We start from the raw sequence: 13,605 nt of genomic DNA, 5'->3' as shown, positions 1-13,605 counted from the left end.
ATGACAGGGGAGATGATCGGCACATGCCCAACGAGCCCGCACCGGGGGAGCCCGCCCGCGACGCGGAGGTCCACTCGCGTTTCGTCGAGAAGTTCGCCGCCCAGCTGGTCGAGGCCGGAATGCCGAGGATGCCGTCGAGGATCTTCGCGGCGCTCCTCGCATCGGACTCGGGCGCGCTGACCTCGGCGGAGCTCGGCGAGCAGCTGCGGATCAGCCCCGCCGCGGTGTCGGGCGGGGTGCGCTATCTCTCCCAGCAGCACATGGTCGCCCGCGAGCGTGAGCCCGGCTCGCGGCGCGACATCTTCAGGGTGCACAGCAACCAGTGGTACGAGGCGCTCGGCAACCGGGACGCGGTCCTCAAGCGCTGGGAGGACGCCCTGCGCGACGGCGTCTCAAGCCTCGGAGCCGACACCCCCGCGGGGCGCCGGCTCGCCGAGACGCTGGCCTTCTTCGAGTTCGTCCAGTCAGAACTGGAGGGAATGATGGAGCGCTGGCGCGTGCACCGGCAGTCCCTCTTCGGCGCCTGACACCTGCGGGTCGTGCTACTTCGGGTCGCGGTTGAAGGACGCCTTCGACCAGAAGTAGCCGAGCACGGTCAGGGCCAGGCACCAGCCGATCGCGAGCCAGCCGTTGTGGCCGATCTCGGTGCCGAGGAGCAGTCCGCGCAGCGTCTCGATGGCCGGGGTGAACGGCTGGTACTCGGCGATCGGCTGGAACCAGCCCGGCATCGCGTCGACCGGCACGAAGGTGCTGGAGACGAGCGGCAGGAAGATCAGCGGCAGCGCGTTGTTGCTGGCCGCCTCGGCGTTCGGGCTGATCAGGCCCATCCCGACCGCGATCCAGGTGAACGCGAGGGAGAACAGCACGAGCAGCCCAAGGGCCGCGACCCACTCGAGCGCCGTGGCATCCACGGAGCGGAAGCCGATGGCGAGGCCGACGGCCCCGACGACGAGCACGCTCAGCACGCACTGCAGCACGCTGCCGACGACGTGCCCGATGAGGATCGACCCGCGGTGGATCCGCATGGTGCGGAAGCGGGCGATGATGCCCTCGTTCATGTCCGTGGCGACGGACACCGCGCTGCCGATCGTGGTGCCGCCGATGGTCATCAGCAGGATGCCCGGGACGAGATACGCGATGTAGTCGGACCGGTCCGCAGCCCCGTTCCCGAGGCCGGCGCTCATCACGTCGCCGAAGATGTAGACGAAGAGCAGCAGCATCATGACCGGCGTGAGCAGCAGGTTCAGCGTGAGGGACGGATAGCGCCGCGCGTGCAGGAGGTTGCGCCGCAGCATCGTGGACGAGTCACGCACGGCGAGGGTCATGGGGGTCATCGGACGGCCTCCTTGGCCTGGTCGGCCTGGTTGCTCTTGTCGGTGCTGCCGGTCAGGGCGAAGAAGACGTCGTCGAGGTCGGGGGTGTGCACGGTCAGCTCGTCGGCCTCGATGCCGACGGCGTCCAGCCAGTCGAGGATGGCGCGCAGTTCACGCTGGCTGCCGTCGCTGGGCAGCTGCAAGGACAGCGCCTCGTCGTCACAGGTGGCCTCGTGCAGGGCGTCCGCGGCGGACCGGTAGACGGCGGGGTCGGTGAAGCGGAGGCGGATGTGTCCGCCGGGGATGAGCCGCTTCAGCTCCTCGGCACTGCCCTCGGCGGCGATCTTCCCGTCGTTCAACACCGCGATGCGGTCGGCGAGTTCGTCGGCCTCTTCGAGGTACTGGGTGGTGAGGAAGACGGTGACGCCGTCGGAGACCAGCTCGCGGATGATGCCCCACATGTTGTGCCGGCTGCGCGGGTCGAGGCCGGTGGTCGGCTCGTCGAGAAAGATGATCCGCGGGCTGCCCACCAGGGTCATGGCGATGTCGAGGCGCCGCTTCATGCCGCCGGAGTAGCTCTGGGCAGGCTTCTTGGCGGCGTCGACGAGGTCGAAGCGCTCAAGGAGTTCGGCGGCGACCCGCCGCCCCTCGCGCTTGGACAGGTGGTGCAGATCCGCCATGAGGAGCATGTTCTCCTCGCCGGTGATCAGTCCGTCTACGGCGGAGAACTGCCCGGTGACGCCGATCGCGGCCCGCACCCCGTCCGGGGAGGCGGCGACGTCATGGCCCGCGACCTGGGCCTGTCCGCCGTCGGCGGAGATGAGCGTGGAGAGGATCTTCACGGCGGTGGTCTTGCCCGCGCCGTTGGGTCCGAGCAGCGCGAAGACGGACCCGGCCGGGATGTGGAGATCGATGCCGTCGAGCACGGTCTTGTCGCCGTACGACTTGCGCAGACCGACGGTGGAGACGGCGGCCGGGGGCAGCTGACCGTCCGCTTGATGTGATGTGGGCATGACAGAAGAAGGCATGGGCCCTCCCGTTCGAAGGCTGTGGGGATGGAAGTCGCAGGGGGAGCGCGCGAGTTGAGGCCGGGTGAAGAGGTGGTGTCAGGCCTTGGCGCGACGGATGTCGATGTTGCCCCAGCTGGTACGGGCGTGGACCTTGACGGTGTCGGTGTCCTCGGTCTGCGCCGGGGCCTCGGAGGAGGTGAGCGTGTTGCGCACCTGCCCGCGGTTGGAGTTGACGTCGAGCCAGGCGGCCGTGCCCTCGCGGATGCCGATCTCGATGGAGCCATTGGAGGTCTTCAACTGGACGGTGCCGCGGGCGACTTCGGCCACGCGAAGGACGCCGTTGGTGGAGGTGCCGGTGACCGACGACTCGGCGCGCGCGATGTCGATGGACCCGTTGGCGCCGCTCACCCGCAGTTCGCCGGTCACGGTGCCGACGGTCGTGGTGCCGTGCGAGTTCTTCAGGACGGCGGGTCCTTCGACGGTGCCGACGCGCACGTTGCCGGTGCTGCTGGTGATGTCGGCCAGGCCTTCGACCCGGTCGACGGTGATCGTGCCGTGCGCCGCCCTCATCTGCAGCGGTCCTGTGGTGTCGAGGCGGACGTCGCCGGCCGAGGTCTTCACGCGGACCTCGCCGAGCCGGCCCTCGCCGAGCAGCCTGGCCGCGGCGCCGGACACGTCGATGTCCGAGCCCGCGGGCAGTTCCACCGTCACGTCGACGGTGCCGACGCGGCCGAGCAGATTGGCCCTGGGCGTCCTGACGGTCAGGGCACCTCCGGCGTACGCGACCTCGGTCTGGTCGGCCGCCCGGACGTCCAGGTCCTTCTTCGGGTCGCGGGGCCGTACTTCGACGACGGTGTCGACGCGGTCGGCAGCGGTGAACTGGATGGACCCGGCGTACACGTGCGCCGTGACCGAGATCGGTTCGGGAGTGTCGAAAGAAGGCATGGCTGTCCCGTCCTCTTGGGTCTTCAGGGCGTCCCCGCTGGTGGGACGTGGTGTGAGTGAACTGGTGAGGTGAAGGGGTGCGGGCAGGGGCGCGCGGCTAGCGCACCCAGCCCGTGAAGCTCTGTCCGACCGTCTGGGCCTTCTCCGGCGTACGCGGCCGGGTGCCGCCGTCGACCGCGGCCGACACCGCCCGCACCAGCCACGCGTTGACCGACAGGCCCTCGCGGCCCGCGGCCTCCTCGGCGCGCGCCTTGAGGTGGGCCGGCAGCCGCAGATTGACGCGGGCGGTGCCGCTGTCCTCGCTGTCGACCGGGGCGGGGGGCGTGAACGGTTCGACGGGCGCGGCGGGCTCCTCGGGGGCGCTGCCGTAGGTGGGCGGCGGTGTCACCACGAAGTCGGGGTCGGTCCCGCGCAGCCGTACGTCCACCGAGCCGGGGGCGAGGTCACGGGTGATCTCGTCCATCGCGGCGGAGAGCACGTTGAGCATGGTCAGCCGGGTCGCCGACTCCAGGGGAGCGGTGAGCCGCTCGGCCAGCTCGCGGGCTTCGTCGCCGCCGGCTTCGGCGGCCACCGCGAGTTCGCGGCGGAGGGTGTCGACGTACGGGGTGAGGTCCATAACGCCATCATGGCACCACAGTGGCGCCATGTGCAAGCTTTGGTGGCACCCCGCGTGGGGTGAGGTTGAGGGAAGCTGGTCTGACCTGCGGAAACGCGGGCAAGGGGGCGTGGCTGGCGGCGTTTCCGCGCCCGCGCATGTGCTTATAGGGGCGCGAGGTGGCACCGGATGGCGCCGGGTGGCGCCAAGTGGCGCCGGATGGCATCAAGTCGTGCGAGGAGCGTCGTGCCACGGGCGCCGTGCCGCGGGAGTCGCCCCACCCGCGCGTGCCACTCGCGGCGCTCACCTGACGGTGTGGATGCCATGTGATGCCGGTGGCGCCAAGCCGCGCCACCCGGCGTCGCGGATGCCCTGTGCTGTCGCGAGAAGGTCGGCTTGCACACGGACGTGTCACCGGCGACGCGACCGGCGCGCACCTCATGCGCAAACGCACCAGCGCGAGTTCATGTGCGGCGCCCGCGGCCGCTGGGTGGTCAACCCCTCTTCCGCCGCGCCGGCAGCCGCTGCCCGAGCCCACCCGAGGCGGCATGACCGGGACCGCCCTGCCACTGTCCCCACCCGGGGAAACCGCGCCCGCCCAACCCCCATCACTTCGGCAACGTAAGCCCCCACGCCCGCGGCCGCACGGTCCACGTCCGGGTGCGTACCGGCCCCGCCACCACCGCGTCCGCCCGGTAGCGGAAATCCGCCCCGGACACGGTGATCGTCCGGGCCCGCACCCGCAGCGCCGCAGCCTCCGCGCCCACCGACGCACGGCGGACCTCGACCTCCGCGTAGCCCCCGTCCCCCGGGGTCAGGAAGACGCCCTCGACCGGCTGGTCCAGGTCCACCACGAGCACTCCGTCCGCCTCGACCCGCAGCCGCGCCGGCGCGGGCCCCGGCACCGACGCCACCCGCGAGGGCCGCGAGGGACGGGACGCGAGGGTGCGTACGAAGGACTGGCAGCTGCGGAGCCACGGATGGTGCCCATCGGCATCCGCCACCCCGCCAGAACCCTCACCGGCGGCCCCCTCGCCAGAAGAGGCCCCCGCCCCGGCAGCCGCGCCCACGCCAGAAATGGGCGGAATCCGCAGCTCCCCGAGCACCACCCCGTCCCGGTCGTCCACCAGCAGATCCAGCCGCCGCTCGACCCCTTCGAGCACCGCCCGCGCCGCCGCGACCGCCCCGGAGGGCACTCCGAGCGCCCGTGTGAGCACTTGTGCGGCGCCCACAGGAACGACCGAAAGCGAGCACGAAGCCAGCTCCCGCTCCCGGTGCAGGACCGCCACGGCCCGCACCAGAGTCCGGTCGTCACCCACCACCACCAGACGCCTCGCACCCCTCCTGGCCAGCGCTTTCGCGAAATCCTCGGGGCCATCGGGGAGGCAGACCCGGACGGCGGCGGCCGCGCCGAGCACATCCTTCGCGATCCGTACCGACTCACCGTCCGTGCGCCGGGCGACCGGGTCGATGACGACTAGCAGCTGGTCGCGAGCCGACACGTCCGTCCTTCCTCGGGTAGCATCTTTGTGCAAGAGCCCCTTGCGCTATTGCGCCAGGGGCTTCGTCTATTCCGGGGCAGCATCCAAGGCACACCCATATGGCGGCTACGGCCCCTGACCTTGGACATGCCCCGCCCGGAAGGGGTGTACGCCTGTGCCCGCACTTGTGCTGCTCGGTGCTCAGTGGGGTGACGAAGGCAAGGGAAAGGCCACTGACCTGCTCGGTGGCTCCGTGGATTATGTAGTGCGCTACCAGGGCGGCAACAACGCCGGCCACACGGTCGTCGTAGGCGACCAGAAGTACGCGCTGCATCTCCTCCCTTCCGGGATTCTCTCCCCGGACTGCGTGCCTGTCATCGGCAACGGAGTCGTCGTCGACCCGTCGGTCCTGCTCTCCGAGCTGAGCGGTCTGAACGAGCGCGGCGTCGACACGTCGAAGCTGCTGATCAGCGGCAACGCGCACATCATCACGCCGTACAACGTCACCGTCGACAAGGTGACGGAACGCTTCCTCGGAAAGCGGAAGATCGGCACGACGGGGCGCGGCATCGGCCCGACCTACGCCGACAAGATCAACCGCACCGGCATCCGCGTACAGGACCTCTACGACGAGTCGATCCTGCAGCAGAAGGTCGAGGCGGCGCTCGAGATCAAGAACCAGCTCCTCACGAAGCTGTACAACCGCCGCGCGATCGAGGCGGAGCAGATCGTCGAGCAGCTCCTCGTGCACGGCGAGAACATCAAGCGGTACGTCGCCGACACGACCCTGATCCTCAACAACGCGCTCGACGACGACAAGGTCGTCCTCTTCGAGGGCGGCCAGGGCACGCTCCTGGACGTGGACCACGGCACGTACCCCTTCGTCACCTCCTCGAACCCGACCGCGGGCGGCGCCTGCACGGGTACGGGCGTGGGCCCGACGAAGATCAGCCGGGTCATCGGCATCCTCAAGGCGTACACCACGCGTGTCGGCGCGGGCCCGTTCCCGACCGAGCTGTTCGACCAGGACGGCGAGGACCTGCGCCGCATCGGCGGCGAGCGCGGTGTGACGACCGGCCGTGACCGCCGCTGCGGCTGGTTCGACGCCCCGATCGCCCGCTACGCGACCCGCGTGAACGGCCTGACGGACTTCTTCCTGACGAAGCTCGACGTCCTCACCGGCTGGGAGCAGATCCCGGTCTGTGTCGCGTACGAGATCGACGGCAAGCGCGTCGAGGAACTCCCGTACAACCAGACCGACTTCCACCACGCGAAGCCGGTCTACGAGTACCTCCCCGGCTGGTCCGAGGACATCACCAAGGCCCAGACCTTCGCCGACCTGCCGAAGAACGCGCAGGGTTACGTGAAGGCCCTGGAGGAGATGTCCGGCGCCCCGATCTCCGCGATCGGCGTGGGCCCGGGCCGTACGGAGACGATCGAGATCAACTCGTTCATCTAGTACGGGCTTTGTCTTACGTCGCCCCGGTCCGCTTCAGCGGGCCGGGGCGACGCGCGTTCAGCCGTCCTTCTCGTACGTCAAACCCTTGTCCGTGCCCGTGTTCTCCCGGTGCAGGCGGCCGTCCGACAGCAGGGTCACCGTGCTCGCCGTGCCCGCCTTGCAGGAGGACGCGGGCTGGCCGACGACGACGTCCGTCGGGCCGATGCGCAGGGTGTTTCCGCTCGCCGACTCCAACTTGCCCTGGAACACGCAGTGGTACGTGCCGCCCGTGTCCGTCGGGCCGTCCGCCGTGATCGACAGGACCGTGTCGCCGATCTCGCCCTGCTGGAAGACGAGTTCACGGGAGTTGTGGCCCAGGTCGTTCTCGATGGCGCCGCTCCAGGTGCCGAGGATCTTCTCCGGGACCTCGCCGTCCTCGTTCTTCTCGTCCGCGGCGGAGGTGGGGGGCGATTCGGGCTCCGAGGACTCATCCTCCGAGGGCGTGCCCTGCTCCGAAGGGGCGCTGGACGTCGGGGACTTGGAGCTGTCGCCGCCCGCCTTCGCGTCGCCCTCGCCCTTCATCACCGCGTACACGCCGCCGCCCGCGCCGATCGCCACTATCAGCGCCACCGCGATCAGCGCGGCGGTCGAGCGGCCGCTGCGGCGCGGGGGCTCGGCCATGGGGGTCACGACCGGGCCGTAGGGAGGCGTGGGGCCGTATCCGGCCTGTTGTGGGTAGCCGTAGGGAGCAGCGGGTGGGATTTGGGGCTGGGGGTGTTGGGGCTGGGGGTGTTGCTGGGGGTAGCCGTACGACGGGCCCGGCGGGGGTGTGGGGGGCGGAGTGCCCGAGATCATGGTGGGGAGGTGGTCCAGCGGGGCCTCGCCCGGCTTTCCCGGTGGGGGCGGGGTGTCGTCGGCAGGCGGGTTGTCGGGCGTGGCGGCCGGTGCGGCCGGCGCCTCCGCGGCCGCCGCTCCCTTCGTCAGTTCCTTCGGCGGGGCGAGGGAGACGGGGGAGCTCTCGTCCGGGTTCTCCGTGTCCAGCAACTGCACGGCGTGGCGGCCCAGTTGAGCCACCAGTGCCCCCGGCAGCCAGGGGTCGCGCGTGCGGCCGCCGTCGCCGAGGGTGTCCTCCGCGCCCGTACGCTCCAGGATCTGCTCCAGCGTCGGACGGTCCGCCGGGGTCTTGCGGAGGCAGTCGGCGACGAGCTCGGCCAGCTCCTCCGGGAGCGCCGACAGGTCGGGCTCCTCCTGCGCGATACGGAACATCAGCGCGTGCACGCCGCTGTTCGCCGTGCCGAAGGGCAGCGCCCCCGACGCCGCGTACGCGAGGACCGAGCCCAGGCAGAACACGTCGCACGCCGGAGTGACCCGGTCGCCCCGCACCTGCTCGGGTGCCATGAAGCCGGGGGAGCCGACGAGCGCGCCGGTGCGGGTGAGGCCGCCGTCCGTCACCGTCTCCAGGGCGCGGGCGATGCCGAAGTCGATGACCCGGGGGCCGTCGATCGTGACCAGGACGTTCGACGGCTTGAGGTCGCGGTGGATGAGGCCCGCCGCGTGAATGTCCTTGAGCGCGTTGGCGAGACCGGCCGCCAGGATTTTGACCGAGCGCTCGGGCAGTGGGCCGTGGTCCTGCGAGATGACGCTCTGCAGGGATGGGCCCGCGACGTATCCCGTCGCCAGCCAGGGAATCGCCGCCTCGGTGTCCGCGTCGAGCACCGGCGCCGTCCACGCGCCGCCGACCCGCCGGGCCGCCTGCACTTCCTGCCGGAAGCGGTTCCTGAACTCCTCCTGCTCGGCGAGTTCTTCGCGTACCAGCTTGACCGCGACCGTGCGCCCGCGGTCGGAGCGCGCCAGATAGACGTGCCCCATCCCGCCCGCGCCGAGCCGAGCGAGCAGCCGATAGACGCCTATTCGCTGTGGATCCCCGGGCCCGAGCTTCTCCATCGCCGCGCGACCTCCCCCGTTTGGTGTGCAACGAATCGAGTTTAGTGCGGTCGTGGGACGGGGTGGGGCTGACTGTCTGCTACGGCTCCGTAACGGGTTCCGCATCGCCTTCCAGTTGTGCCACGGCATCGTCTTCCAGTTGTGCCACCGCCCGGGAGAGTCGCTCCAACACCCTTACCGTCTCGGCGAATTCCGCCTCGCCGAGCGCGGCCGCAAGGCGCGCCGCCACTTCCGCATGACCGGGGCCGATCTTCGCGACGGCCGCGCGGCCCTCGTCCGTGGGGCGCAGGAGCTTCGCGCGGCGGTGGGCCGGGTTCGGCACGTACTCGGCGAGGCCCCGGCGCACCAGGAGGTCGGCGATGCGCTGCACGCTCTGCCGGGTGATGCCCATCGCGCGGGCGATCCCGGCGACCGGCAGGGGTTCGCGCAGCACCGCGCCGAGCACCTGCCACCAGGCGGCGGTGAGCCCGCCCGGCCTGGCCAACTCCTCTGCCACCGAGAGGAATTGGCCGTTGAGCCTGAAGACTCCGAGCGCGGTGCGGGAGAACAGGTCCTGCTGCTCCCGCACCCGGTCCTGGTCCGTGCTCACGACTCGAGCACCTCGTACGCGGATGCGTCCGAGTCGTGGAAGAGGCGGTACCAGGCGTCCAGCTTCTCGCCCTCGAAGGCGCCGAGCCGCCCGAGCACCTCGCGGGCGAAGGCGACCGGCTCGGTCGGGCCCGCCGTGATCAGGTCGCCGTCGGTGACGGCGTCCGCGTCGACGTACCGCTCGCCGCCCTTGTAGCCGGTGGCCGCGAGATAGAACGACACCGCGCTGGTGTGCGCGCGGTCGTCGAGCAGCCCCTCACGGGCGAGCCCTGCGGTGGCCCCGCAGATCGCGGCGACCGGCACGCCCGCGTCGAGGAAGGCGCGTGCGGTACGGGCGAAGGGGGCGAGGTCGTCGCCGGTGTCCCACAGGTCGGCGCCCGGCAGGATCAGCAGCGAGCTGTCCTCGGGGCGCAGTTCGGCGAGGTCCAGATCGGGCTTGATGCGTACGCCGGCGACCGTGGTGACGGTGTCGGGCGAACCGGCGGCGACCGTGCGGATCTCGTGTCCGGTGCGGGCGAGGTACGCCGTGGCGTAACCGGGCTCCCAGTCGGCGAGTGTGTCGTAGACGGCCAGGTGTACGGGCTTGCGGGACATGAGCAGTACCTCCGCTGATTCGGCTGCCGTTCTCCGTGCTGTGCTTACGTAAGCATGCTGTCAAAACGACAGCATGCTGTCAAGAGGGGTCTGTGTGGCGGGCCGCGCGGGTTAACTTCCGGCAGGGGCGGCGTTAACCCGCCCTTCCCTAGCGTCCCGGTCATGGACAGCACACAGACCACCCTCGAACAGACCGGCCAGATCGCGGCCCACCTCGGCCTCGACCTCGTGGCCGTGACCCTGCTGACCTTCGGCGTCTTCTATCCGAGGCACCGCAGGCGCGAGCTGGTCCCCGCCTATCTCGCCCTGAACGTCGCGCTGTTCGCGGTCGTCGCGGCCCTCGCGAGCGCCGGCGGCGACGGCGGACTCGCGCTCGGCTTCGGGCTCTTCGGGGTGCTCTCGATCGTGCGGCTCCGCTCGGACGCGGTGCAGCACCAGGAAGTGGCGTACTACTTCATCACCCTCGTCCTCGGCCTGCTCTGCGGCCTTCCCGCGCTCTCGCTGCCGATGGCGAGCGGCCTCGCCGCCGTCCTGCTCCTGGTCATGTACGTCGCCGACCACCCGCGCCTGTACGCCGGTGACCGGCGGACGGTCGTCACGCTGGACGCCGTGTACCGGGAGGAGACCGCGCTGCGCGCCGAGCTCGCGCGGCGCCTGGGGGAGCCGCTCGGCTGGACGGTCCAGGAGGTCGACTACGTACGCGACCTGATGGTTGTGGAAGTCCGGTTCCGGCAGCCGGAACCTTCCGGGCGGCCCGGGGAGTTCGCAGGGGTACGTACAGCACAACGACGACGCACGACCCGGTCCCGCACGCCTGCCCCCGCACACCAGAAGGAGACCGTGTGAACCCCGCCGTACGCGCCATCGGAAGGGCCGCGCTCGCCGCGCGCCCCATCGCGCTTGACGAGGTGAACGCGCGGGCGGAACTCCTCGCCCGCTACGACAACAGCTATCTCGTACCGGTCGAGATATTCGAGGACCTGGCCGCGCTGCTCACGGATCCCCGCCGCCCCTCGGGCCCCTTCCGGGCCCTGAGCATCGGCGGCAAGCGCTGGTTCGGCTACCACTCGACGTACTACGACACCCCTGAACTCCTTACCTTCCACGAGCACCGGCAGGGGCGGCGGCTGCGCTACCGCATCAGGGAGCGGCTCTACCAGGACAGCGGGGAGCGGCAGTTCGAGATCAAGCTGAAGAGCGGGCGCGGCGAGACGGTCAAGCACCGGCAGCGTCTGGAGGGCGACGACCACGTCCTGGATGCCGCACGGCAGGGCTATCTGGCGGGAGTGCTGAGGGGTTCGTACGGGATCGAGGCGCCGGGCGGTCTGACGAAGGCGCTGGTCACCGAGTACCAGCGGGCGACGTTCGTCGCCGACGGGCAGCGGGTGACGTGCGACGCGGGGCTCGTGGTGCGCGACATGGCCACGGGCCGGACGGTGGAGGCGGACCGCGGTCTCGTGCTCGTGGAGACCAAGACGCAGGGGCATCTGACGGAGGCGGACCGGGTTCTACATCGGTATGGGGTGCGGGCCGCGGACTTCACCAAGTACTGCGGTGGATTCGCCGCCCTGCGGCCCGAGTTGGGCATCAACCGGTGGGCGCGTGCGGTGCGGACCGCGTTCCCGCGGGCGGGGGTTGCGGCGCGCGGGGGAAGGTGAGGGTGACCCGGGTGCCGGGGGCGGCGTCCGCCGTGGCGAACGTGCCGCCCGCGTCCTCGGCGGTCCGGCGGGCGATGTCCAGGCCGAGCCCGGTGGAGCCGCCGCCGCTGGTGCCGCGTTCGGCCGCGTACGTCGCGGGGAGCCCGGGGCCTTCGTCGGCGACCGTGAGTTCGGCGGTGCCCTGCGCGGTGATGCGGACGGTGATGCGGAAGGCGGTGCCCTGGGGGGTGTGGTCCAGGACGTTGCCGATGAGGGCGTCGAGGGCGGCGGCCAGCTCGTCCTCGGGGACGGGCACGGGGATCCGCTCCTCAGGGGTTTCCGTTTCGGTCGTACGGCCCTGATCCTCGGCCAACGGCAGCCAGAACGCGGCGCGTTCGCGGGCCACGGATGCGAGGTCGGCGTGCGGCGTGTCCCGGAGGGGGCGGCGGGCCTTGCGGATGACGTCGTCGACGCTGCGTTCGAGGGCGGCGACATCCGCGGCGATGCGGTGCGCCTCTTCCGTGTCCCGCAGGGTCTCGGCGTCCAGGCGGAGGGCGGCGACGGGGGTGCGCAGGCGGTGGGCGAGGTCGGCGGCGTTCTCGCGCTCGGCGGCTAGGAGTTCGTCGATGCGGGCCGCCAGGCGGTTCAACTCGCCTGCCACCAGGCGGAGTTCGGGCGGACCCTCGGGGGTGGCGCGGGCGGTGAGGTCGCCTGCGGCGAGGCGGTCGGCGGTGCGGGCGAGGCGGCGGGTGGCGCCGACGAGACGGGCGCCGAGCCGGTCGGCGAGCAGCAGCCCGATGAGTACGAGCCCGACCCCGATCCCGGCGAGCACGAGCCAGGACGTCATCATCCCCGCGTACAACTGGCGCTGGGTGAGCGTGACTTGGACGACCGCGGTGCCGCCTTCGGCGCCCTGGACGGGGACCAGGACCTGGCGGCCCCCGGTGGAGGGCTCGTAGGTGAAGGCGCGACCGGTGCGGGCGAGACGGATGGCGTCGGTGACGGGAGGCGTGCCCTTCGCCACGGGCGGCCCGATGCGGGACCCGTCACCCAGGATGAGTGAAGTGGCGGGCAGACCAGGGGTGTTGACGCTCTCCACCGTCTGCTCGGCGGTCTCGCGCTCGGCCGCGGTGGCCAGGGCAGGACCCAGGGCATGGGCCACCCACTGGGCGCGGGCGGTGGCCTCGGCCGTGGCCCGGTCGGCGGCGTGGGTGCGGGTGAGGAGGGTCAGCGGCACGAGGAGGGCGGTCAGGACGAGGGCGGTCGTGGCGGCGGTGAGGAGCAGGAGACGGCGGCGCATCAGCCGGCCTCTGGGTCCTGGGCGTCTCGCGACTGCGGGTCGTCCGGGGGCGTCAGCTTGACGCCCACCGTTCGGATCGTGTGGAGGTAGCGGGGCGCTTGGGCCGTCTCGCCCAGCTTTCTGCGGAGCCAGGAGAGATGGACGTCCACCGTCTTGTCGGCGCCGCCCAGGGGCTGCTGCCAGACCTCGGCGAGGAGTTCGCGGCGGGAGACCACCTGGCCGGGGCGGTGGGCCAGGTAGGCGAGGAGGTCGAACTCGCGCGGGGTGAGGTCGATCGTGGCGCCGTCCAGGGAGACCTCGCGGGCGGCGGGGTCGATGGCCAGACCGCCGATGTGGAGGGGCTCCTCGACCTCGTCCGCACCGAGCCGCCGCAGCACGGCCTTGACGCGGGCGTCCAACTGGGCGGCGCCGAAAGGCTTCACGAGGTAGTCGTCGGCCCCGGCCTCCAGGACGGACACCATCTCCGGCTCCTCGTCGCGGGCCGTCGCCACGATGACCGGTACGTCGCTGACCGCGCGGAGCATACGCAGGACTTGGGCGCCGTCGATGTCCGGGAGGCCGAGGTCGAGCACGACGAGGTCGGGCCTGCTGGTGACCGCCGCGTCGAGCCCCGCCATGCCGGTGGGCGCCGTCGCTACGGCGTGCCCCTTGTCGCGCAGGGCGCGCACGAGGGCGCCGCGCAGCTGTGGATCGTCCTCCACGACGAGAAGATGGGCCATACAACCACCGTAGTCAGGGGCTTTGGGCGGCCCTTAACCGG

The 13,605-nt window shown here is 71.3% G+C and carries 14 protein-coding genes; 4 read left to right on the top strand and 10 right to left on the bottom strand.

Going from position 1 to position 13,605, the window contains the following annotated elements; genetic code table 11:
* Positions 1–23 precede the first annotated feature (23 nt).
* Complete coding sequence (locus OG453_RS02480) at positions 24–527, top strand: GbsR/MarR family transcriptional regulator (protein WP_266864047.1); 504 nt, start codon at positions 24–26, stop codon at positions 525–527.
* A gap of 15 nt (positions 528–542) precedes the next feature.
* On the opposite strand, the gene OG453_RS02475 is transcribed toward OG453_RS02480, so the two are convergent.
* The 5 genes from OG453_RS02475 to OG453_RS02455 form a co-directional block, all read right to left on the bottom strand.
* On the bottom strand, positions 543–1,334 hold the full coding sequence (locus OG453_RS02475) for an ABC transporter permease (RefSeq protein WP_266864045.1): 792 nt from the start codon (positions 1,332–1,334) through the stop codon (positions 543–545).
* Positions 1,331–2,341, bottom strand: a complete 1,011-nt coding sequence (locus OG453_RS02470; RefSeq protein ID WP_266864043.1) for an ATP-binding cassette domain-containing protein — start codon at positions 2,339–2,341, stop codon at positions 1,331–1,333. The genes OG453_RS02475 and OG453_RS02470 overlap by 4 nt, the downstream gene beginning before the upstream one ends.
* A gap of 78 nt (positions 2,342–2,419) precedes the next feature.
* Positions 2,420–3,268 (bottom strand): DUF4097 family beta strand repeat-containing protein, encoded by an 849-nt coding sequence (locus tag OG453_RS02465; RefSeq protein ID WP_266864041.1) that lies wholly within the window; start codon positions 3,266–3,268, stop codon positions 2,420–2,422.
* A 97-nt stretch (positions 3,269–3,365) separates the two neighbouring features.
* Positions 3,366–3,884: a toxin-antitoxin system HicB family antitoxin gene (locus tag OG453_RS02460; RefSeq protein ID WP_266864039.1), complete on the bottom strand. Its 519-nt coding sequence runs from the start codon at positions 3,882–3,884 to the stop codon at positions 3,366–3,368.
* Between the two features lie 587 nt (positions 3,885–4,471).
* The gene (locus OG453_RS02455) at positions 4,472–5,365 is read right to left on the bottom strand and encodes a diacylglycerol kinase family protein (protein WP_266864037.1); all 894 of its coding nucleotides are present in this window, start codon (positions 5,363–5,365) and stop codon (positions 4,472–4,474) included.
* 154 nt (positions 5,366–5,519) lie between these two features.
* Between OG453_RS02455 and OG453_RS02450 the strand changes: the two genes are divergently transcribed.
* Positions 5,520–6,803, top strand: a complete 1,284-nt coding sequence (locus OG453_RS02450) for an adenylosuccinate synthase (RefSeq protein ID WP_266864035.1) — start codon at positions 5,520–5,522, stop codon at positions 6,801–6,803.
* A 57-nt stretch (positions 6,804–6,860) separates the two neighbouring features.
* Here OG453_RS02450 and OG453_RS02445 read toward each other — a convergent pair whose 3' ends face one another.
* The 3 genes from OG453_RS02445 to OG453_RS02435 all read right to left on the bottom strand — a co-directional run bounded on the left by OG453_RS02445 (position 6,861) and on the right by OG453_RS02435 (position 9,908).
* Positions 6,861–8,726 carry a serine/threonine-protein kinase gene (locus OG453_RS02445; RefSeq protein ID WP_266864033.1) on the bottom strand — a complete coding sequence of 622 codons (1,866 nt, stop codon included), beginning with the start codon at positions 8,724–8,726 and terminating at the stop codon, positions 6,861–6,863.
* Positions 8,727–8,805: 79 nt separating this feature from the next.
* Entirely contained in the window at positions 8,806–9,315 is a 510-nt protein-coding gene (locus tag OG453_RS02440) for a MarR family winged helix-turn-helix transcriptional regulator (protein ID WP_266864031.1), read from the bottom strand.
* Complete coding sequence (locus tag OG453_RS02435; protein ID WP_266864029.1) at positions 9,312–9,908, bottom strand: DJ-1/PfpI family protein; 597 nt, start codon at positions 9,906–9,908, stop codon at positions 9,312–9,314. The genes OG453_RS02440 and OG453_RS02435 overlap by 4 nt, the downstream gene beginning before the upstream one ends.
* A 162-nt stretch (positions 9,909–10,070) precedes the next feature.
* Here OG453_RS02435 and OG453_RS02430 point away from each other — a divergent pair, with 162 nt between their 5' ends.
* Both OG453_RS02430 and OG453_RS02425 read left to right on the top strand, forming a co-directional pair.
* Positions 10,071–10,754, top strand: coding sequence for a DUF4956 domain-containing protein (locus OG453_RS02430; protein WP_266864027.1), 684 nt, complete (start codon positions 10,071–10,073; stop codon positions 10,752–10,754).
* Complete coding sequence (locus OG453_RS02425) at positions 10,751–11,566, top strand: VTC domain-containing protein (protein ID WP_266864025.1); 816 nt, start codon at positions 10,751–10,753, stop codon at positions 11,564–11,566. Before OG453_RS02430 ends, OG453_RS02425 begins: the two co-directional genes overlap by 4 nt.
* Here OG453_RS02425 and OG453_RS02420 read toward each other — a convergent pair.
* Both OG453_RS02420 and OG453_RS02415 read right to left on the bottom strand, forming a co-directional pair.
* The gene (locus tag OG453_RS02420; protein ID WP_266864023.1) at positions 11,496–12,845 is read right to left on the bottom strand and encodes a HAMP domain-containing sensor histidine kinase; all 1,350 of its coding nucleotides are present in this window, start codon (positions 12,843–12,845) and stop codon (positions 11,496–11,498) included. The two genes, OG453_RS02425 and OG453_RS02420, sit on opposite strands and share 71 nt — an antisense overlap.
* Positions 12,845–13,564, bottom strand: coding sequence for a response regulator transcription factor (locus tag OG453_RS02415; protein ID WP_266864021.1), 720 nt, complete (start codon positions 13,562–13,564; stop codon positions 12,845–12,847). Before OG453_RS02415 ends, OG453_RS02420 begins: the two co-directional genes overlap by 1 nt.
* Between the last annotated feature and the right edge of the window lie 41 nt (positions 13,565–13,605).

This window comes from Streptomyces sp. NBC_01381, from assembly GCF_026340305.1.
GTDB lineage: Bacteria > Actinomycetota > Actinomycetes > Streptomycetales > Streptomycetaceae > Streptomyces.
This window is presented reverse-complemented; position numbering and strand designations above follow the sequence as displayed.